This window comes from Streptomyces tyrfis (assembly GCF_037034285.1).
Taxonomy (GTDB): domain Bacteria; phylum Actinomycetota; class Actinomycetes; order Streptomycetales; family Streptomycetaceae; genus Streptomyces.
The window spans coordinates 30738-53816 of the sequence record NZ_JBAGJZ010000010.1 but is presented as its reverse complement, the minus strand read 5'-3'; the positions used below and the strand labels follow the sequence as shown (position 1 = coordinate 53816).

2 protein-coding genes are annotated in these 23079 nt (G+C 74.4%); both read right to left on the bottom strand.

The annotated features are described in order from the left end of the window. Position 1: 1 nt before the first annotated feature. Positions 2-21046: an SDR family NAD(P)-dependent oxidoreductase gene (locus WA762_RS10085; RefSeq protein WP_335934943.1), complete on the bottom strand. Its 21045-nt coding sequence runs from the start codon at positions 21044-21046 to the stop codon at positions 2-4. Then, the gene (gene asnB, locus WA762_RS10080; protein ID WP_335934942.1) at positions 21043-23079 is read right to left on the bottom strand and encodes an asparagine synthase (glutamine-hydrolyzing); all 2037 of its coding nucleotides are present in this window, start codon (positions 23077-23079) and stop codon (positions 21043-21045) included. Before asnB ends, WA762_RS10085 begins: the two co-directional genes overlap by 4 nt.

Sequence of the window (23079 nt, the reverse complement as noted above, 5' to 3'; positions counted from 1 at the left end):
GTCAGGGCTGAGTGCGGCGGGGGTTGAGGGCGGTCAGCCACCGGTGGATGGCGTGCGCGGTCGTCTCGGAGTGCTCTTCGAGCATGGAGAAGTGATCGCCGGTCACCTCCACCGCCTCGTGGTCCAGGGGCCATCCGGCGCGGGTCCCGTCGCCGAGGAGGGGCGCGCTGTCCGCGGCCCGTACGAGCACGGTCCGGGTGGCGACCGGTCGGGGCCGCCAGCCGTCCAGCAGGTCGGCGTACCACGCCATGGCCGTGAACTGTTCATCTATGACCGGTAGTTGGGGGAATTTTTCGAGAAGTCGCCGGGTGAGGACGGACATTCCGCGTGCCATGGCGGTGCCGGTCGAGCGGGGTGTGTCGAGCAGTGCCAGTGCGGCGGGCGGGGTGTCGGCCGCTTCCAGCCGGCGGGCGACCTCGTGGGCGAGCCAGCCTCCGGAGGAGTAGGCGGCGAGGGCGAACGGCCGGTCTCCCAGTCGGCGGAGCAGGGTCGTCGCCAGGGTGTCCGCGGCGGCGTCCAGAGTGGCGGGGAGCGGTTCGCCGACGGCGTATCCGGGGATGGCGGCCGTCCAGACCTGGCGGTGGTTGTGGAGCGCGGTGGCGAACTTCACGTACTGGTGGGCCCCGGTGGGGGCGACGAGCGAGGGCAGGCAGACCAGGGCCTGTTCGCCCGGGCCGTCCGAGAGCCGTAGGACGCCCGGCTCGGGGCCGTCGCCGAGGGGGAAGACCGGGCGGATCCGGGCCGCGGCCGAGAAGAGGGCGGCCGCTTGTTCCGGGGTGCCGGTCTCCGCCGCCGTCCGGAAGAGTCCGGCGGCGGGGCGCGGCGGGGGCGGCGCGTGGAGCGCGTCGGTCCCGGGGTTCGGAGCAGGGGGTGCAGGGGTCGCCGCGGAGGCGGCAGGGGGCGGTTCGGGGGCGGCGGTGGGCCGCAGGCGTGCGAGGAGGGCCTCGACGCGGGGGCCGCCGGCCTTCATGAAGTGGGCGGTGAGTCCTTCGACCGATTCCGCGTCGAAGAGGAGGGTGGAGGGGATGTCGCCGAGGTCCTCGCGCAGGGTGTTGGTCAGTTGGAGGACGAGGATGGAGTCCAGGCCGTAGTCGCTGAGCGGGGTCGACAGGGCGATCCGGTCCGCCGGGATCCCGAGGGTGTGCGCCGCCTGGTCTCGGAGGTATCCGGCCATCGTCTCGGCCCGGGTCTCCGGCGCCGGGGCGGCCGGTGTCGGGGCCGGGGCGGGTGTCCGGGCCGGGGCCGGGGCCGGTGTCGGGGCCGGGGCCGGTGTCGGGGCCGGGGCGGGCGTGGTCTCCCACGGGGTGCGGGCGCCGGGTGCGGTCTTCCCGGTGTGTGTGCTCACCGGTGTGACGGGCGCCGCCTCGGGGAGCCGTTGACCGGAGGGGGACGGTGCGGGGGCGGGGGCCGGGTGTGGCGACGCGGCGGTGGTGGGACGGAGGCGTGCGGGCCGGGCGGCGGGCGTCGGGGGTGCGGGGGCGGTCCTCGTCTGGCGTACGATGCCGTCGCTCTCAGCGGCGATGATCTGCTGTCCGAGTGCGTGTGCCTGGGGCAGGACGAAGACGGACGACCGGAATCCCTCGCTCTCCAGCACCTGCCGCCAGCTGTCGGGCGACAGCGCCGGCGAGCCGGGGATGCGGAGCGCGTGGTCCTCGAAGAGCCACCAGCCCTCCAGCAGACCGAACGTGAGGTGGCTGAAGACGTCGAACGCGGCGAGCTCGTTCAGCAGCAGCCAACCGCCGTCGCGCAGGGCCGCCTTCGCGTTGCGGATCGTGTTGCGGGTGTCGCGCGTGGCGTGCAGCACGTTGGCGGCGATCACGAGATCGTAGCGGCCGGGCTCCACCCCCTGCCCGGCGAGCGGCCGTTCGGCGTCGAAGCGGGTGTACGCGAGGTACGGGACCCGGGGGCCGTACGCGGTCCGGGCGTGGTTCAGGAACGCCTTGGAGAGGTCGGTGTACAGATAGGTCTCGATGTGTTCCTGGTAGGGGCGCAGCGCCTCGAACATGCCGACGCTGGTGCCGCCCGTCCCGGCGCCGATCTCCAGGATGCGCAGACGCGCGCCGGGTTCCCTGCGCAGGCGTTCGGCGACGACTGCGGTGGCGGCGTCGGCCATGGCCCGGTTGTACAGGTCGGCGATGCGGTTGTCGCGGTACGTGCCCTCGACGAGTGCGACGGAGCCCTGCGGGAACAGGACGTCGGTGGGCCGGGTCGTGCCGGTGAGGATGTCGGGCAGGGCCCTCAGCGTGGCGTCGACGAGGGCGGCCTCGGCCTTCTTGTCGGGGTCCGCGGACCACCGCTCCCGGTGTCGGTCCCACTCGCGGAAGGCCTCGTCCAGTGGCGGGGCCGACGGCGGCACGGCGCGGAGCGCGTGGTCGAGCCAGGTGTCGTAGCGTGCCAGGATCCCGGCACGTTCGCGGAGTTCCGCGACCTGGACGGCGCGCTCGCGGGGGTCGGCGGTGCCGGGTGCGGGCAGGGCGCCGAGTGCGTGGAGATGGGCACGGAGCAGGCGGGCGAGCAGTGGATCGCGTTCGGTCCCGCGCCAGGCGGCGACCGCGCTCAGCGCCTCGGGGTCGGCGGGCGCCCCGACACCGGCCTCGACCGCTTCCGGGGTGACGCGGGTGCGTGTCCGCTGGTGCACGGTGACCCGTGCGTTCGTGTCGATGCCGGTGAGGGCGTCGGGCCGCTTCGACCTGATGAACGCCACCTGCCGCTGCGGGCCGCCGAGGAGTGTGTCGAGTGCCCGCATGGCCTCGGGCGGCTCGATCGAGACGAGCCCCCAGCGTGCCATGCTCTCCCGGTGGAGCTCCGACGAGGCGCTGCCGGTGCTCCCCCACCAGCCCCAGTTCATGACCTTCACCGGGTACGGCCGGTGGCGGGAGAGGTGGTGGGCATAGGCGTCGGTGAAGGTGGATCCCGCCGCGTAGTTGCCCTGTCCGGCGGCCGTCGTGAACGACTGGACCGACGAGAAGAAGAGCATGAAGTCGAGCGCGTCGTCCGCGAAGACCTCCGCGGTGGCGACGGCGGCGTCGGTCTTCGCGGTGAGGGCCGCCCGGAGGGTCGGTTCGTCCATCCTGGCCAGGCTCTGGTCCCGCAGCACCAGTGCGGCGTGGACCACGCCGTGGATCCGCGGGTGGTCGGCCTCGATCCGTGCGCGGGCGCGGCGCAGGGCGGCGGGGTCCGAGGCGTCGGCGGACACGTAGCGCACGTCGCCGCCGCAGCCGCGCAGCCTGGACTCGATGTCGGCGTCCAGGGGCCGCCGTCCGATCCAGACGACGTGTGCGCCGTACCGTTCCACGACGTGCCGGGTCCAGACGGCGCCGAGTCCGCCCGCGCCGCCGACCACGACGTACACACCGCCTTCGCGGTAGGCCGGCTCCGGTGCGCCGGCCGGCTCGTCGGGCACCCACCGCCGGACCAGCCACTGACCCGCTCGGCGTACCAGGGGGCCGTCCGCATCCGGCACGGGAGGCGTCAGCAGGTCGTCGGGCAGGGTGGCGGTGTCGACGTCGGTCCGGCGGACGGACCAGTGGGCGTATTCGTGTCCGAGCGATCCGAAGAGGCCGTGCAGCCCGGCGTGGGCGGGGGCGGTCGGTTCGGTGTCGTACGTGGCCAGGGCGCGCCGGGTGACGAGGGTGATGTCGAGCGGGCGGGCGTCGTGTCCGGTGCGCAGGAGCGCCTTGATCATGCGGAAGGCGGCGATGACGCCGTTCTCCTGGGCCGCCGCGAAGCCGGCGGTGTCCGTCGGGGAGAGGAGTGACGACCCGTCAGGTCCCAGGTGTCCCGCGTCGGGTGCGATCCAGAGGAGGTGGTCGATCGGTTCGGCGGACCGGAGCCGGTCGGCCATCTCGTCGGCCGGTGTTCCGGGGGCGAGGTCCCATGCCGTGACCCGTGGGTGGCGGGCGGCGAGCGCGGCCCGCTGCTCGGCCGTGCCGCCCACGACCAGGACGTGGTCGGGAGCGGGAGCGTGCGAACCGTCCGGGTCCCCCGGTCGGGGTCCGGTGGCGGACACGGGTTCCCATACGGGTGCGAAGAGTTCGGGCACCGGTTCCTTCGCCGGACGCGAGGTGTAGCCGGTCATCCGGACGCACACCTCGCCGTTCCGGTCGACGAGGTCCACATCGAGGCGGCTGAGCGGAGTGGTCCCCGCCGTCGGGTCCGCGACCCGGACGACGGCCCGCATCGAGGCCGGGCACGGGGCCAGGACGTCGAGCCGGTCGAGTGCGAACGGCACGACCGTCTCCGGCAGTCGGGCGAGGTCGGTGAGGTGGAGTCCGGTGGACGCCTGGATGGCGGAGTCCATGAGGGCCGGGTGCAGCACGTAGGGCGGGCCGGCGGGATCGGCCTCGGTGGGCAGGGCGAGTTCGGCGAGGACGCCTCCGCGACCGACGCGCGCCTCGCGGACGGCGCGGAGCGACGGGCCGTGCACGATTCCCATCGAGGTCAGTGCCTCGCGGACGCGCGCGGCGGCCACCGGGCGTGTGTGCTCGGCGCGCAGGGACGCCAGGTCGACGCGGTCGGGGCGGGAGGCGTCCAGGACCGCTACGCGCCCGGTGGAGCAGACGACGGGCTCGGTCGCGCCCTCTGTCCGCGCGCCGATCTCGAAGGTGAGGTCGCCGTTCCCGTTCGTCGCCGGTTTCACCAGGACCTCTACGGTCAGCGGGGCCCCGTCCTGGACCAGTGGCCGTATCCAGGTGATGTCGCGCATCCGCAGGGGGGTGGCCGCGTCGACGCCCAGCGCTCGGGCGGCGGTCTCGCGCGCCATTTCGAGGTGGACGACGCCCGGGAGGACGCGTTGTCCGCGTACGGTGTGGTCGCGCAGCACCGGTTCGTCGCCCTTGAAGACGGTGATGGCGCGCAGTGCGCCCGGCCGGTCGCCGACGTCCCCGGCCGGGGCCGTCTCGTGGATCAGCGGGTGGGCCGCCGTCGGCCGGTGTGCGGGTGCGGTGGTCGGCGTCGGCGGGTGGGTCCCCGTCGGCCGGTGTGCGGGCGCGGCGGGCGGCGTCGGCGGGTCGGCCGGGGGCCGCGGCCCGGCCCAGTGGCTCTCCCCGGCGAAGGGGTACGTCGGCAGCGGCACCCGCAGCCGGGTTCCGGGCGCGTGCACCGCCCCGTAGTCGAGTTCCGTCCCCCGGACGAAGTGCCCGGCGAGGGCGGTGAGATCGGCGTGGTGGGCGTCGGCGGACGCGGTCCGGTCCGGGTCCGCGCAACGGCGCAGGGACTCGGCGCCCGCGTCGGTCTCATGGTCCGTGCCGGTCGTACGGGCGGGCGTCGCGTGTCCGGTGAGGGCGGCCGGTCCGTCGAGTCCCTGGTCGAGGATGCTCAGCAGTTCGGTGCGGTCGCGGACCACACAGGCGAACCGGTGGGCGAACGCGGCCCTGCCGACGGTGAGCGTGTAGGCGAGGTCGCCCAGGTCCTGGGCGGTCTCACGGCGGCAGTGCGCCGCGAGGCGGCCCACCTGCCGGGCGAGTTGTCCGCGGGACTGGGCGGAGAGGAGGACGAGGTGCGCGGGGCGGGTCGTGCGGTGGGCTCGGGCGGGGGGCGGCGCCTCCTCGATGACGAGGTGGGCGTTGGTGCCGCTCGCGCCGAAGGAGCTGACGGCGCCCCTGCGGGGGCCGCCCTCGGCGGGCGCCTCCCAGGCGTGGTCGCGGGTGCTCAGGTAGAACGGGCTGCCGTCCAGGCGGATGGCGGCGTTCGCGGTCCCGAAGTGGAGCGAGGCGGGGATCCGCCGGTGCCGCAGGGCGAGCAGGATCTTGAGCACGCCGGCGACTCCCGCGGCGTACTGGGTGTGTCCGAGGTTCGTCTTGACCGAACCCAGCGCGCAGTAGCCGGACTTCGTGGTGGACGCCCGGAACGCCCGGTCGAGCGCGGAGAATTCGATGGGGTCGCCGAGCGGGGTGCCGGTGCCGTGCGCCTCCACGAGCCCGATCGTGCCGGCGTCGACGCCGAAGGAGGCGTAGGTGTCACGGAGCAGGCGCTCCTGCGAGACGGAACTGGGGGCCGTGATCCCGTTGGTGGCGCCGTCCTGGTTGGTGCCGGAGGCGCGGATCACTCCGTGGATGTGGTCCCCGTCGGCCAGGGCGTCGTCGAGGCGCTTGAGCACCACCACGCCCACTCCCTCGCCCGGGACGAAACCGTCGGCCCGCTGGTCGAAGGTGTGGCAGCGTCCGGTCGGCGAGAGCATTCCGGCGCGTCCGGCCAGCTCGTAGAGACGCGGAGTCGACTGGACGAAGACCCCGCCCGCCAGGGCCATGTCCAGCTCGCCGGACCGGAGACCGCGGCACGCCAGGTCGATCGCGACGAGCGAGCTGGAGCAGGCGGTGTCGACGGCCAGCGCGGGGCCCTTGAGGTTGAGGTAGTAGGAGACCCGGGCCGGGGTGAAGGAGGCCATGTTGCCGGAGAACGCCTGGGCGGGGCCGTGGTTCCCGACGACCTCCTGGTAGTCGCCGCTCCAGCAGCCCACGTACACGCCGCAGCGGGCCTCGTCGAGCTGTCCGCCGGCGTGCCCGGCGTCTTCCAGGGCCTTCCAGGACTCTTCGAGGAGCAGGCGCTGCTGCGGGTCCATGGCAGCGGCCTCGACGCCCGAGATCCGGAAGAACAGCGGGTCGAACTCGTCGATGCCGCGCAGGAATCCGCCGCGCGTGCAGCGCGGTGCTCCGTCGGGTCCGGTACGCGGGAGGTCCCAGCGGGTGGCCTCGGAGACGAGGTCGTCGCCGTTGACGAGGTGGGTCCAGAGGTCGTCCAGGGTGTCGGAGCCGGGGAATCGCCCGCTCATCCCGACGATGGCGACCGGCGCGCGGTCACCGTCCGGCAGGGAGGAGCCGGGGGCGGGTGTGCGGGCCGCCCCAGGGGCGTGCGCGGGCCCCCGGTCGGTGTCCGCGTGCGCGGTGACGGTCGCGTCCCGGGGCTGGGCCGGCGACGGGAACGCGGAGGCTGCCGGGGACGCGGGCGGAGCCGACGGGGGGCTCGCGGTCGCGGTCGGGAATGAGGGCTGGGCCGGGCGCAGGGCCGGCGAGGTCCGGGCCGGGTTCGGATCCGGCGCCGGGGCGTCGATGTGCGCGTACGCGGTCAGCAGATGGGCGACGAGCCGGTCCGGGGAGGTGTGGTCGAAGACGACGCCGGTCGGCAGGTCCAGGCCGAACGTCTCGTTGAGCAGGTGGACGAGCCGCACTGCGAGGATGGAGTCGAGGCCGTGGTCGGCGAACGCGAGCGCGCCGTCGAGTTCGTCCTCCGGCATCGCCAGTACGTCGGCGATCCTCGCACGCACGGTGGCGGCGACGCGTTCCTCACGCGTGGAACCGGCTGCGGTCGTGTCCTCGGCGTGCGGCGACTCGGCACGCGGGGCCTCGGCGCTCGTGCCCCCGGCGTACGGCGTCCCGGCACGCGGGGCCTCGGGGTTGGCGTCTGCCCCGCCCCCGTGGTCGCCTCCGGGTCGCGGTACGGCGACACCGGGTCCGGGGCCGTCGGCCGGCTCCAGATCTCCGATCCAGTACCGGTCCTTCGCGAACGGGTACGTCGGCAGGGACACCCGGCGCGGGCGTGCCGGGGCGAGGCCCCGCCAGTCCAGCTCCACGCCGTCGGCCCAGAGGGCGGCCAGTTTGCCGAGCTTGCCCGCGGCGACCCACCGCTCGATCAGCAGTTCCCGCAGGTCGTCGTCGGCGGCGAGCTCCGCGGCGGCGCCCCGGGCACTGCCGGCGCTGCCCCGGTGGAGGCCCGGAGTCTCCGCCCCGTCCCCCGCCGTGGCGTAGCCGCGCAGAGCGTGACGGAGCTCGGTGAGGGAGGACACGGTCAGCGCGAGGCGTTCCCTCATCGCCTGGCGTCCCGTCCGCAGGGTGTGGGCGAGATCCGCGAGACGGATTTCATGACGCTCCGTCATATCGCCCTCGAATCGCTCCAGATGATGTGCCAGGCCTGCGGCGACCGCGCGGAGCCGCTCCGGTGTCCGGGCCGAGAGGACGACGAGCTGCTCGCCCTCGTCGGCCTCCGGCTCCGGCCCCGGTACGGCGGATTCGGCCGCGTACTCCTCGATGATGACGTGGGCGTTGGATCCGCCCGCCCCGAAGGACGAGACGGCCGCGATCCGCGGCCCGTCCGACTCCCAGGGTTCCAGGGCTCGTTGGACGAAGAACGGGGTCTCCTCGAACCTGATCCCCGGGTTGAGTTCCTCGCTGTGCAGACTCGGGACGAGAGTGCGGTGCTGGAGCTGGAGCACGGTCTTGGTGACGCCCGCGATGCCCGCCGCGGCCTCCAGGTGGCCGATCATCGACTTGACGGACCCGAGGGCGCAGAACTGCTTCTCCCGGGACGTCCGTCCGAAGGCGAGCGAGAGCCCCTGCACCTCGATCGGATCCCCGAGTTCCGTGCCGGTGCCGTGCGCCTCGACATAGCTCAGCCGCCTGGCCGGTACCCCGGCCCTGGTCAGCGCGTCGTCGATCATCTCGGCCTGGGCGGTCGGGCTGGGCACGGTGTAACCGTGGGTGTGTCCGCCGTGGTTGACGCTCGTCGCACGGATCACGGCGAGGACCCGGTCCCCGTCCGCGAGAGCGCGGCCGAGCGGCTTCAGCAGCACCGCGCCGACGCCCTCGCCGGGCACGAATCCGTCGCCGCCCCGGCCGAAGCTCCGTACGCGCGGTTCGGTCGACAGCATGGTGGAACGGCACAGTTCGACGTAGTCGGACGGGTGCAGATACAGGTTCACCCCGCCCGCGAGGGCCAGTTCGCAGCTGCCCCGGCGAAGGTGTTCGCATGCCTCGTGGATCGCCGTGAGCGAGGACGAGCACATCGTGTCGATCGTGAGACTCGGCCCGCGCAGGTCCAGTGCGTACGAGGTCCGCGCGCTGAGCGAGGCGAAGGAGAGCGCCGGCACCACCGTCTCGCCCGACGGCAGGAGCGCGGCCCCGTGCCGGGCGTGGCCGGACTTGGTCACCCCGGCGAAGACGCCGACCCGCCGTCCATGGCGGCGCGCGAGTTCCTCGGGGGTGTATCCCGCGTCCTCGACGACCTCCCAGGCGGCCTGGAGGAACAGGCGCTCCTGCGGGTCCATGGCGTAGGCGTCGCGCGGGGCGATCCGGAAGAAGCCGGGATCGAACGCGTCGAAGTCCTCCAGGAATCCGCCCCACTTGTGGTAACTCCGGCCCGTGGCGATGGCCTTGGCGCGGTCCGGTTCGTAGAAGCCGTCGAGCGGCCATCGGCCGGGCGGGATCTCCGTGACGCAGTCGCGTCCGGCCTTGAGGTTCTCCCAGAACTCCGCGGTGTTCGCGGCGTGCGGGTAGCGCCCGCTCATGCCGATGATCGCGATCGGTTCGTCGTGTCCGGGTCGTTCGGGCCGGGCGGCCCCGTCCGGTGCGTCCGCCGGGGCCCGGGGCGTCGGCGACGGCGACGACACCGGCGTCGGCGTCGTCCCAGCGGCGGCCGGACCGGCCGGTGCGTGGCCGGGAACGGCGGGCGCGGAAGGTGCGGCGGGTTCGCCGGGCGGGCCGGCCAGGCGGCGGGCGGCGGCGCGCAGGGTCGGGGACTCGTAGAGGAGGGTGGTCGGGACCTCGCCGTGCCGTGCGGAGAGTTCCCGGTTGAGCTGGATGACCATGACCGAGTCGAGGGCCAGGTCCGCGAGCGGACGGTCGGGATCGACGTCCGCGACGGGGAGTCCGGTGACCTGGGCGAAGATCCCGACGACGGACCGGAGCGTCTCCCGCTCCCGGCCGGCGGCGGCCTTCCCGTACGCGGACGGGGGCACGGGGACGGCTACGGGCGCGGCGGCGGCAGCGCGCGACGGCCCGGAGCCGGGCGCGGTCGGGGAGGCGGCCGCGCCCGGGGCGGCGGGCCCCGGCATGGGGGCGGCCTTCGCCGTTTCGCCGTGGTGCACCCAGATCCGGTCCTCGCCGGTCTCGCCGAGCCGCCAGGCCCGCAGCAGGGTTTCGAGGCCCTCGTCCGACTCCATGGGGATCAGGCCGCGTTCCCGTCGGAGGCGGGCGCGTGTCGCGTCGTCCACGGTCATGCCGCCGTCCTTCCAGAGCGGCCAGGCGATCGACAGGGTGCGGCCCCGGCGCTCGCCCGCCGCCACGCGGGCGTTGCGCAGGGCGGTGTACGCGTCGAGGAAGGCGTTCGCGGTGGCGTAGTCGGCCTGACCGGGGTTTCCGGTGACGGCGGCGCCGGAGGAGAAGACGAGGAAGAAGTCGAGGGCCCGGTCGGCCGTGGCCCGGTCCAGATGCACCATGCCGTCGGCCTTGGGGCCGAGCACCGCCTCCCACTGCCCGGCGGTCTTGTTCAGCAGCCGGGCGTCCTGGATCACCCCGGCCGCGTGGACGATCCCGTGGAGGCCGCCGCTCTCCTCGGCCACTCGCGCGACGAGGTGCCGCACCTCCTCCCAGCGGGAGACGTCCGCGAGGGCGTACCGGGCCGTGGCGCCGGACTCCCGCAGCTCGGCGAGCAGCCGGTCCACGCGAGCGTCCTGCGGTGACCTGCCGACCAGGACGACGGTCGGGGCGTCGGCGTCCCGGGCGATCCGGCGCGCGACGAGCGCGCCGATGCCGCCCGCGCCGCCGGTGATCAGATAGACGCCCCCGGCCCGCCAGGGTGTGCGGGCGCCTTCGGACGCCTTCGGCTCCCAGGTGCGTACCTGGCGTCCGATGTCTCGGTGGAGGACCAGTTCGTCCTCCGGGTGGCGGGCGTCGGCCGCGACGATGTCCGCGACGGCGTCCGCGTCGCGCTCCCCCACGAGTCCGATCAGCTGCCCCGCGACCGCGTGTTCCAGGAAGGCGGTGCGCAGGAGTCCCGCGAGGGCCAGGCCGACCGACTCCTCGTCCTGTGCCGGTGTCACCACCTGGATGAGCGCGGCGCCGTCCGGGGCCTCCCGGACCGCCTCGCGGACGATCTCGAACACCTGCCGCGAGAGGTCGTCGAAGCGGCTGTCCGGGCGGGTCCTGGTCGTGGTGACGGTGTGGCAGCGGGCGTCGGGCAGGCGGCGTTCGACGGCGGTACGCGCACGCGCCGCGGCGCCGCACAGGATGACGGCATGGCGGCGGTACGGCGGCTCGCCGGGCCTGCCGGGCGTCGCGGGCTTCGGGGTCCAGCGCGGTACGAGCAGCGTCGTGCCCAGCGCCGGGCCCGCTCCTCGCGCCGCCGCGTCATCGTCCGCGCCGGTCTCCGCGCCGGGGGTTTCAGCGCCGCCCGTCCCCGTGCCGCCGGTCTCCGTAGCACGTGTCCCCATGCCGCCGGTCCCCTTGTCACCGGTCCCTATGCGGTCGATCTCCGTATCACCGGCCCTCGTGCCGCCGGTCTCCGTGCCGCCGGCCCTCGTGCCGTCGGGCTTCGCGTCACCGGCCGGGATCCAGTACCGGTCGCGCGCGAACGGATACGTGGGCAGGTGGGCGCGCCCCGGCAGGGTGGGACCGGTCGCGCCGTCGTAGAGCGTGTGCCAGTCGACGTCGGCTCCTCCGGTCCAGCTGACGAGCAGCGCGGCGGCGTCCGCACCGGCGCCCGGTCCGGCGGCGCGCCCCACGCCGGGGACCTCGCCTCGCGTCGCGCCGGCGGCCGGACCGCGCTCCGGAGCGGTCGCTGTGTCGGCTCCATGGACGAACTCCCGCAGCCGAGCGGCGAGTTCTTGGTGCGAGGAGACGGTCCAGCCGACCCGTTCGGCCATGGCCTCGCGTCCGAACTGGAGCGTCCGGCCGATGGAGGCGAGCGGGGCGGGACGGGGCGTCTCCTCCAGGTACGCGAGCAGGTCCCGCGCCCGGGCGTGAAGCCGCTCCGGGGTGCGCGCCGAGAGCGGGACGGCCACGCCGGTCCCGACAACGGTGTGTTCCGCGGCCCCGACGACAGTCCGTTCGGTGGCCCCGACGACGGTGTGTTCCGCAGCTCCGGCGACGTTGTGTTCCGCGCCGCCGTCCTGGGAGGGCCCCGTGTCCCGGCCGCCGGGCGCGCGGTACTCCTCGACGACGACATGGCAGTTCGCGCCGCCGAAGCCGAAGCTGCTCACGCCCGCGCGGCGCGGGGCGGGCAGGCCGTCGCGGTCACGGGGCCGCTCCCACGGCTCCCGCTGCCGCACGATGCGGAACGGGCTGCCGTCGAGCTGTATGAACGGGTTGATCTCGTCGCAGTTCCGGGTCGCGGGCAGGGTGCCGTGTTCCAGGGCCAGCAGCACCTTGAGCAGGCCGGCCACACCCGCGGCGGCCTCCAGATGGCCGATGTTGGTCTTCACCGAGCCGAGGCCGCATGTTCCCCGGCCGGTGCTTCCCAGACGCCGGAACGCGGTCTGGAGGGCGCGCACCTCGACGGGATCGCCCAGCGCCGTCCCGGTGCCGTGGGCCTCCACATAGCCGATCGTGTCGGGGTCGGTGTCCCCCATCGCCTGTACGACGAGGTCGGCCTGGGCCGCGCCGTTGGGCGCGGTGAGCGAGTTCGCCCGGCCGCCGTGGTTCTCGGCGCTGCCGACGATGACACCGAGGATGGCGTCGCCGTCGCGCTCGGCGTCGGCCAGGGGTTTCAGCACGACGGCTCCGACGCCCTCACCGCGGACGTATCCGTCGGCGTCGCTCGCGAAGGTCTTGCACCGCCCGTCCGGGCTCAGCATCCCGGCCCGTGCCGCGCTGACGAACGTGTCCACGCCGAGCAGGAGGTTCACCCCGCCCGCTATCGCCGCGTCACAGGCCCCGGAGCGGATCGCCTCCACGGCGCGGTGGACCGCGACGAGGGAGCTGGAGCAGGCCGTGTCGACCGGCTCGCTCGGGCCGTGGACGTCGAGCAGATACGAGATGCGGTTGGCGAGCATGGAGTGCGCGTTGCCGGTGGAGGTGAACGCGTCGGGCGGGGTGCCGTGGGCGGCGAGCAGGGTGGCGTAGTCGGTGCCGGAGACGCCGAAGAACACCGCGGTGTTCGCCGGCAGACCGGCGGGGGTGTATCCGCTGTGTTCGAGCGCGTTCCACACCGTCTCCAGGGCCAGCCGCTGCTGAGGGTCCATCAGCTCGGCCTCGCGGGGCAGGACGCGGAAGAAGGCGGCGTCGAAGGCGTCCACGTCGTCGAGCACGCCCGCGTGGCGCGGGAAGTCGGACGACTCCACGATCCGCGCGTAGGCGGCGCCGTAGCGGTGGAGGGGGAACGCGGTCACGTCGTCCCGGCCCTCGGCCAGGTTCGACCAGTACGCGCGCAGGTCGGGGGCGCCGGGGAAGCGGCCCGCGGCCCCGATCACCGCGATCGGCACGGGCTCCGCCCCCCGTGTGCGGCCCGCGCGCGCCACGGGCACGGGTGCGGGTGCGGATGTCCGGGACGCGGGCGTCTGGGCTGCCCATACCGGTTCCCCGGCCGCCGTTCCCGCATCCGCCCCGGCCCCACTCGTGTCGGCGGCCGACTCGGCGGGCGACTCGACGGGCGGCCGGCCGGGGAGATCGGCGGCGTCCGCCGGAGCCGGGGGGTGAGCGCGTTCGTGGGCCCGGCGCAGGGTCTCCCCGTGCTCCGCGACGAGATGGGCGCCCAGGGACGCGAAGGTGTTGAGGTCGAAGAAGACCGCGGGCGTCAGGTCGACGCCGAGCCGGTCGCGCACCTGCCCGGCCAGGGCGACGAGCGAGATCGAGTCGAAGCCGAACGCGTCGAAGCCGGTGCGGGCGTCGAGCTCGCGCGCCTCGTACTTGAGGATGCCGCTCGCCATGTCCCGCAGCTCGTCCACCGCGAAGGCGACCAGGTCGCCCCGGGCGTCCCCGGACGGCTCCTCCCCCCGCGCCGTACCGCCCGCGTTCTCCGTACCGCCGGCGGCCCGTGCCGCCTCCGCGAACGGGCCGGTGCGCGGCGGCTCGCCCTCCCCGCACCACAGATCGGTGAGCACCGCGACCACCTCGCCCTTCCCGTCGAGCAGACCGACGCGCCCGCCGAGGCCGTCCGGGCCTCCGGTCACGTCGAGAACGACGAACCGCACCGCGTCCGCGATGTCGTCTGCTCCCGCGAACAGCCGGATCTCGTCGATCCGGCGGGGAGCCGTGTGCGCCCAGTCCGGTGCGCCCAGGCGCTTCGCCTCGAACTGGAGGCCCTGCGCGACGGCCGCGAGGACGTGCGCCGGGAGGACGACGTTCGGCCGGACGGGGTCCCGTCGCAGTTCGGGCGGGAGGACTTCGAGCACCAGCCGCCCGTCCGGCGCCCGGCGCGCGCTCTCGGTGCCGTTGCGGTCCGGCGCGTAGCCGAGCCCGCCCTCGGCGAGTTCCGCGAGGAACGCGGTGCGGGAGAGGGCGGCCGGGTCTCCGGGCTCCGGGTCGTCGGGGCGGAGCTCCGCGTACGGCACGGCCCGGGCGAACGCCGTCCCGGGCGTGCCGGCGGCGTCACCGGCCCGGAGGTCGAACTCCGCCACGACCGTCCGGATTCCCGAGGCGTCCTCCGTGTACACCGTGCCGGAGGCCGTCCTCCGGTCGGCGGCGTCGAGGACGGTCACCAGACGCGCGGCGGCGCTCCAGTCGGCCGGGGCGAGGAGGCGCAGTCGGCGGACGACCGCTCCCTCGGCGAACCCGGCGACCCGGGTGACGGCGATCGCCAGTTCCACGACGAACGTCGGCACGATCCCGGGCCCGCCGCCCCGCCGCTCCCCCATGGTGTACCCGTAGTCGAGCAGATCGTCGAGGTGCACGTCGAGCACGTAGCGCGGCCCGTCGACGTCCGATTCGTTGCGGCCCAGCAGGGGGTGGACCTTCTCCCGGAGCGCCAGCGGGGCGACCACCGTCGGCGCCCCCGGTTCCGGGTCCACCCAGCAGCGCACGCGCTCGAAGGGGTACGGAGGAAGCGGGACCCGTCGGAGCGCACGGGAACTCCCCTCCGCCGCGGACCAGTCGACGCTCTTCCCGCCGACCCACGCCCGCGCGGGCTCGCGCAGCTCCTCGGTTCCCGGGCCGGTGCCGGCGAGGGCGGGGCCGAGGTCGCGGTCTCCGGCGAGGAAGCGGTCCAGCGCGGCGACGGCCTCGGCCGCGGTGCTCGCGAAGAACGCCCAACGGCACGGGAGTTCATTGCGGCCCACGCGCAGTGTGTGGGCGATCGAGGCGAGGTCCGCGGACCGGTGCGGGCCGGTCGCGAGGTACTCCCGGAAGCGGGTGAGCCAGGTCTCCAGGACGGTGTCGTTCATCGCGGAGAAGACGAACAGTTCCTCGCGCCCGTCGTCCCCGCCGTGCGGAGCGGGGTCCCTGCGCGGGTACTCCTCCAGGATGATGTGGGAGTTCATCCCGCCCGCGCCGATCGAGGTGATCCCCGCGCGCCGGGGATGGGTGACGCGCCGGCCGTCGACCGTGGTCACCGCGGGTTCCCAGGCGTCGAGCCGTCGTTGCAGCCGGAACGGGGTGCGGGAGAAGTCGATGTCCGGGTTGATCACGTCGCTGTGCAGCGAGGGCGCGAGCGTGCCCTTCCGGAGCTGGAGGAGCACCTTCGTGATGCCGATCATCCCGGCGGCGTGCAGCAGATGGCCCATGTTGGACTTGACCGAGCCGATCGCGCAGAACCCGGTGTCCCGGGTGTGAGCGCGGAAGGCCGTGGTCAGGGCCTTGATCTCGATCGGGTCGCCCAGGGACGTCCCCGAGCCGTGCGCCTCGACGTAGCCGATGGTGCGCGGGTCGATGCCCGCGTCGTCGATGGCCTTCTCGATCGCCCGTGCCTGCATGCGCGGGCTGGGGACGGTGAAGCCGTTCCGTACGCCCGCGTTGGCGAGGGCGGTCCCCTTGATGACCGCGTGGACGTGGTCTCCGTCGCGCTCGGCGTCGGCCAGCGGCTTGAGGACGAGGGCGCCGACGCCCTCCCCGAGGATCGTGCCGTCCGCCCCCAGGCCGAAGCTCCGGATCACGTCCGAGGTCGTCGTCGTGAAGTGCTCGTGCGACGAGGTGATGAGGTTGTACGGGTGGAGCAGGAGGTTGACCCCGCCCGCGACGGCCATCGCGCACTCGCCGGCGCGCAGCATCTGCACGGCCTGGTGCACGCAGGTCGAGGAGCCGGAGCACATGGTGTCCACGAAGAGGGACGGGCCGGTGAACCCGTAGAAGTACGACACCATGTTGGGGAGTGTCGCGGTGTAGCTGCCGCTGGCCGCGGAGCCGCGGACCAGGCTGTTCTGGAAGCCGTAGAGGCCGTAGTGGTTGCTCATCGAGCCGGCGAGGACGCCGACGTCGCCGTCGTACCGCCGCTGGAGCGTCTCGCGGGAGTAGCCCGCGTCCTCCAGGGCGTGCACGGCCGTCTGGAGGAACAGCCGCACCTCGGGCGACATGGTCTCGGCGTCGCGCTTGGAGATCCGGAAGTAGCGGGGGTCGAACATGTCGATGTCGCGGAGGAACGTCCCGGTGCGGATGGAGCTCCTGCCGAGGACGCCGCGGTCGCGGCTGTAGATCGCGTCGTGGTCCCAGCGTCCGCGCGGCACTTCCCGGAACTCGTGGCGGCCCTGTTCGAGGATCGGCCACAGCTCGTCGAGCGTCTCCGCGCCGGGGTAGGTTCCCGCGACGCCGATGATCGCGATGTCGTGGCGGTCGTCGCGCCGCCGGGAGCCGCCGTCGGCGCGGCGTCCGCCGTCGGGCGCGACCGGCGGGGTTCCGGCGGCGGGCACGGGAACGGGTACGGGGGCGGCGGGTGGTTCGCCGGTCACTCGGGCCTCCGGTGCGTCCGGTGCGGAAGGGGCGGGGGCCGGTTCCTCGCGCGGCGCGGCGTCCTGCGCGGGGGCGGCGGGGGACGACGGGTCCCCGGCGTCGAGGACCGCGGGGAGCCGGTCGGCGTGCTCCTCGACGAAATAGCCGGCGACGCCCGCGAGCGTGGTGTGCTCGAAGAAGATGGTCTTGGGCAGCGGGCCGAAGAGCTCTTCGAGGGACGCGGTGGTCTCCAGGATGCTGAGCGAGTCGATCCCGTACGCGATGAGGTCGACGGTCTCGTCGATGGTCGCGGGGTCGCGGTGCAGCACCTCGCCCACGGTCCTCCGCAGCAGATCGCTCGTGCGCCGCGTCAGCTCCTCCCCCGCGACGGCGGGACCGGCGGGAACGCCGGCGGAGACGACGGGCGCGCCGGAAGCGGCGGGGGCCGGGGACGCGGCGCCGGTAGCGGCGGTGAGCCGCGCGGCGGCGCCGTACGCCACGACCACATGCGCGGGGCCGTCGTCGAGCACGCGGCCGAGGAGACGGAGTCCGGCCTCCGTCGGCAGCGGTTCCCAGCCGCGTTCCCGGCGCATGGCGTCCCTCGTCACGTGGTCGGCGGTCATGCCGCCGTCGGCCCACAGCGGCCAGCTGACGGCGACGGTCCGGCCGCTGCGCTCCCCGGCCTCGGCCAGGGCCCGGCGGTGGTGGGCGAAGGCGTCCAGGAAGGCGTTGGCGGCGGCGTAGTCCGACTGCCCGGGGTTGCCGAACACCCCGGCCACCGAGGAGAACACGGCGAAGAAGTCGAGCGCGGTGTCGCGGGAGGCCGCGTCGAGGTGGAGCACCCCGTCGACCTTCGGCGCCAGCACCGCGCGGAGGTCCGCCGCGTCCTTGGTGTAGACGTAGGCGTCCCGGAGCACGCCCGCCGCGTGGACGATGCCGTCGAGCCGCCCGTGGTCCTGTTCGATGGTGCGGACGGCGCGCTCCACCTCGTCCTTCACGGCCACGTCGACCGGGAGGTGGTGGGCGTCGACGCCCGAGGCGCGCAGCTCCCGCACGGCGGCCTCGCTCGCCGCGCCGGGCCCCGACCGGCCGCTCAGGACGACGGTGACCCCCGGGCGCCGCCCGAAGTAGCGCGCGGTGTGCAGCCCGAGGCCGCCGAGGCCACCCGTGATCCAGTACACTCCGCCCTCCCTGAGCGGCGGGATCGCGGGGCCCTCGGCGAGCTCGACGGCGACGGGCCGGGCCGCCCGGCGCGTGCCGTCCGGGGCGTGGCGGACCTCGCAGTCGGCGCCCCGGTCCGCCGCCTCCGCCCGCAGGATCTCCCGGACGCGTTCCGGCGGCGCGGCGTCGAGCCCCGCGACGCGCACCACGCGTCCGGAGACGCGGGGGTTCTCCAGGGCCACGGACCGGAACAGGCCGGTGAGCGGGGCGTGCACCCGCCTCGGCACCCGGTCGTCCACCAGCACCAGGAAGCGGTGCGGTCGCCGGGGGCTCGACCTGACCACCTCCGCCACGTGCCCGAAGACCTGGCCGAGGGCGGCGGCGACGTCGTCGGCGACGCGGCCGGGCAGGGCGTCGGGCAGACGTACGGCGGTGAAGCCGGTCATGGCGTCGACGGCGTCCAGATGGGCGGCGGCGCCTCCGCCGAGGTGGACGTGCGTCGACGGGGCGTCCGGGTCGCCCGGGTCGTACGGGGCCGGTTCCCAGTCCACGGTGGCCGTGACGACGCCGGCGTCCGCCGGGGCGTCCCTTCGCGCGGACGGGACGCGCTGCACCAGCCCGCGCAGCCGGGCGGTGACGGCTCCCCCGGCGTCGCACAGGTCGAGGTCGAACACGTCGACCGTGCTGCCGTGCCCTCCGCGACGCCGTACCCAGGCCCAGGTCTCGGCCGGGCAGGGGCCGTGGACCGTCAGTTCCTCGAACGCGAACGGCATCGGCGGACCGTCCGCCCGCCCGTGGCCGGTCTCCGCCAGGAGCAGCAGGGAGGACTGGAAGGCCGCGTCCAGGACGCTCGGGGGCAGCACGAAGCCCGCGTCCGGGCCCCGGCCGTCCCGGGGCGCGCCGATGCGTGCGACCAGTTCCCGTTCGCCGAGGCGGATCTCGCGCAGTCCGCGCATCGCCGGTCCGTAGTCCAGCCCCCGCTCGCGGAAGGCGGCGTACACCTCGTGCGGGGCGCGTTCCGCCGGGCAGACGGCCCGCAGCCGGTCGAGGTCGAGCCGTTCCGGCGTCCCGTGGTCGCCGGTCCCGGCGGTGCCGGAGCAGTGCACGACGGGTGTTCCGGCGCCGGTGGAGATCTCGAAGGCGAACGACGCGCCGCCCTCCCGCGGTGCGAGCTCCACGGCGGCCTCGACCGGTGCGTCCCGCACCAGGAGGGGGCGGCGCCAGGCGACGTCGCGCAGCCGGACGGCGGTCGGCCCGGCCGGGTCGTGCCCGGCGGCGCGCGCCACCGCGGCGCGGACCAGCTCCACCTGGGCGGCGGCGGGCAGCACCCGCTCGCCGCGCACCAGGTGCGCGGCGAGGAACGGCTCCTCGCCGTCGAAGACGGCTGTGAGGCGTCCGCCGTCGGGGCCGGCCGTGCCGCCGTGCAGGAGCGGATGGGGCACGGGTACGGGGCGGGCGCCGGGCGCCGGCGCGGCCGGGGCCCCCGCGTCGCGCGCCGGGGAGCTGAACCAGTGGCGTTCGCGGGCGAACGGGTAGGCGGGCAGGGGGACGCGCCGGGGCCGCGTCGCCCGCGCGGCCTCCCGGTCGCCGGGCCGCTCGGCCCAGTCCGCGGTGGCGCCGCCCGCCCATCGTTCCGCCGCCCGCGCGGTTTCGGCGGTGTCCGCGCCCGCGCCGGCCACATGGACGCGTCCGACATCGCCCGGGCCGTCCACGAACTGCCCGAGCAGGGCGACGAGTTCGTCGTGGTCGGACACGACGAAGGCGACCCTGGCGGGCATCTGCTCGCGCCCGGCGCGCAGGGTGTGGGCGATGTCGGCGAGCGACCGCGCGGGCCCTTCGCGCAGGTGGGCGCGCAGGGCGCCGGCGACGGCCCGCAGGCGTTCCGGGGTCCTGGCCGAGAGGGGCACCAGTTCCGGTCCGGGGCCGGGCGCCGCGTCGGCCGGCGCCTGTTCCGGGAGGTGTTCCTCCAACACCAGATGGGCGTTGGTGCCGCCGAAACCGAACGAGCTGACCCCGGCGCGGCGCGGCGGCACCGTGCCGTCCGCGCGGGCCGGCGGCGGGTCCCAGGGGCGGGTGTCCCGGACGATGTGGAACGGGCTGCCGTCGAGCCGGATGAGCTTGTTCTGCTTCTCGAAGTTGACCGTGGCGGGCAGGACCCGGCGGGCGAAGGCGCTGATCACCTTGGCGATTCCGGCGACTCCCGCGGCCCCTTCGAGGTGCCCGATGTTGGTCTTGACCGAGCCGATTCCGCAGCCTGCCGGGCGGGCGGTCGTGCCCTGTGCCGCGTGCAGGTTCCCGAAGGCGCGTTTCAGGGCCATGATCTCGATCGGGTCGCCCACCGGGGTCCCCGGGCCGTGGGCCTCGATGTAGCCGATCGTCTCCGGGCGGATGCCGGTGCGGGTGTAGAGCCGCTCGATGAGGTCGGCCTGGGCGGCGGGGTTGGTGACGGTGAGGGAGTTCGTCCGGCCGCCGTGGTTCGTCGCGACGCCCTTGATGACCGCGTGCACATGGTCGCCGTCCTCGACGGCCCGTGCCAGGGGCTTCAGCAGGAGCACGGCTCCGCCCTCGCCCCGGACGTAGCCGTCGGCCTTCTCGTCGACGGCCGACGCCCGGCCGGTGCGGGACAGCATGCTCGCCTGGCTGAAGGCGACGAAGTGCTTGGGCGACCAGATCAGGTTGACGCCGCCGGCGAGGGCGAGGGCGCAGTCGCCGTTCCGCAGCGCGCGGACCGCCTCGTACACCGACACGAGCGAACTGGAGCAGGCGGTGTCGTTGGTGATGCTGGGGCCGTGGAAGTCGAAGTGGTAGGAGATGCGGTTCGCGATGATGGAGTAGGCCGTGCCGGTGGGGAAGTAGACGTCCGTCCGCGCCCGTTCGCGTTCCATCAGCTCCGCGTAGTCCGCGTGGCAGACCCCCATGAAGACGCCCGTCCGCGTGCCGGCCAGGGCGCTGGCCGCGTATCCGGCGTCCTCGACGGCCTGCCAGGCGAGTTCGAGGGCGATCCGCTGCTGGGGGTCCATGCTCTCGGCCTCACGCGGCGAGATGCCGAAGAAGTCGGCGTCGAAGCGGTCCGCGTGCTCGATGAAACCGCCCCAGATGCTGTTCGTCTTCTGGGCGCCTCGTCTCGGGTCCCCGAAGTAGTCCTCCTTGGACCAGCGTTCGGCGGGCACCTCCGAGATGAGCGAGCGGCCGGCGACCAGGTGGTCGCCGAACTCCTCCAGGGTGTCGGCGCCGGGGAACCGCAGGGCGAGCCCGATGATGGCGACGTCGTCGGGCGCGGGGGGCGCGTCGTCGGACGCGGGGGCCGGTTCGACCGTGCTCATCGGACTCCTTCTGCGCGGGGGAGAACCTGGCGGGACGACACCGGTCCCCGGCCCTTCCGGTGGTCGTGGACGGTCCGGATCTCCATGGCGTCCCGGCCGGGGGCGCCCCGGCCCGTCTCCCGGCCCCGCACGAACCGGTGGTCGAGCACGGCGGTGGAGAGCAGGAAGAGGAACGCCTGGTCCTCCTTGGTGCTGATGAGGTGATCGGGGGAGCTCATCACCTTCGTCACGAGCTTCCGCGCGAACACGGGGTCGACGCAGTCGATCCTCGCCAGCTCCGCGTCGGAGAGGATCAGGTCCAGGTAGTCCGGCCGCCGCTCCTTGAACACGGCCGCGCCGGGGGCGCGGTACGGCTGTTTGCGGCGCTTCAGGCTCGATTCGGGCAGCTGCCCGCGGAACGCCCGCTTGAGGATCGCCTTCTCCTCGAACCCGTCGTCGAACCGCAGGTTCACGGACGCCGCCGCACGGACCACGGCCGGGTCGAGGAAGGGGCAGCGGTTCTCGACCCCGTGCGCCAGGCTCATGCGCTCGCCCTGCGTCGAGAGCAGATAGCCGGGCAGCAGGGTCTTGTACTCGAGCCACTGCGCCTTCTGGACGGCGCTCAGCCGGTCGTACCCGGGCGCCTTCGCCGTGAGCGCGAGCAGGTCCGCGAAGGGGTCCTCCCGGCGCTTGAGCAGGCGCGCCGCGAAGCGGCCGTTCTGGTAGCGGAGTTCGTGCGAGAACAGGCCGGGCAGCCGCTCCGCGGAGAACTGCTCGAAGAGCCCCGCCAGCCGCGCCCGGTTCGCGGGGCCGAAGTGGCTCAGCTCCGGGTGCAGATTCCCGATCCGGGTCATCCGCTCGGCGTCGGTCAGACCGTTCCACTCCGCGCGCACCATGGTCTCGCGGAACAGCGAATAGCCGAGGAACGCCTCGTCGGCGCCCTCGCCGGTGAGGACCACCCGGATGCCGGCGTCCCGGACGTGGCGCGCCAGCAGGTACATCGGGACGAACGCGCTGCGGAACGCGGGGACTTCGGCGTGGTACACGGCGTCCGGGAAGGCCCTCGCGATGTCGGCGCCCGAGACGCTGATCGACGAGTGGAGGGTCCGCAGGTGCGAGGCGACGACCTGCTGGCTTCCCGACTCGTCGAAGGCGGACTCCTCGAACTCCACGGAGAAGGTGCGCACCTCGTGCGAGGAGAGGTCGGTGGTCAGCTTCGTGACGATCGAGGAGTCGAGTCCGCCGCTGAGATAGACGCCGACCTCGACGTCGCTGCGCAGCCGCATCGCCACGCTCTGCCGGAGGGTCTCGCGGACGTACTCCTCGGCCTCCCGCGCGGTTCCCGTGAACGGGGGCGCTTCCAGGTCGAGTTCCTCGTAGCCGTGCAGGGTCGTCCGGCCGCCCCGGACCGCCAGCCAGCTGCCCATGGGGAGCTGTCGGACGCCCTGGAACGGGGACCGGTCGGGCAGCGGTGTCCAGGTCGCGAAGGCGGAGGCGAGTTCGGCGGGGTCGAGTGCGAAACGGAAGCCCGGGAACGCCTGGAACGCCTTCATCTCGGAGGCGAAGAGGAAGGCGCCGTCGCCCCCGCCTTCGTGCGTGCGGTCGGCGTAGTACAGCGGGCGCTTGCCGTATCTGTCGCGGGCCAGGAAGAGGTCTCCCGACTCCGCGTCCCGGATCGCGACGGCGAACGCCCCGTTGCACCGGGGCAGGCATCCCGGCCCCCATTGCATCCAGGCGCGCAGGAAGACCTCGGTGTCCGACCGGGTGCGGAAGCGGTGGCCGAGTCCGCGCAGTTCCTCGCGGAGTTCGACGTAGTTGTACAGCTCGCCGTTGAAGCAGATCCAGTGGCGCTCCTCGGGATCCGCCATCGGCTGGGCCCCGTGGGAGATGTCGATGATCGCCAGCCGGACCGTGCCCATGGCCATGCCGTCGCCCAGGTAGTAGCCCGCCTCGTCCGGTCCCCGGTGGCGGATGAGCGACAGCATGGAGGTGATGACCTCGGGCGCGGCCCCGGCGTCGAGCGACGACGAGACGAACCCTGCGATTCCGCACAT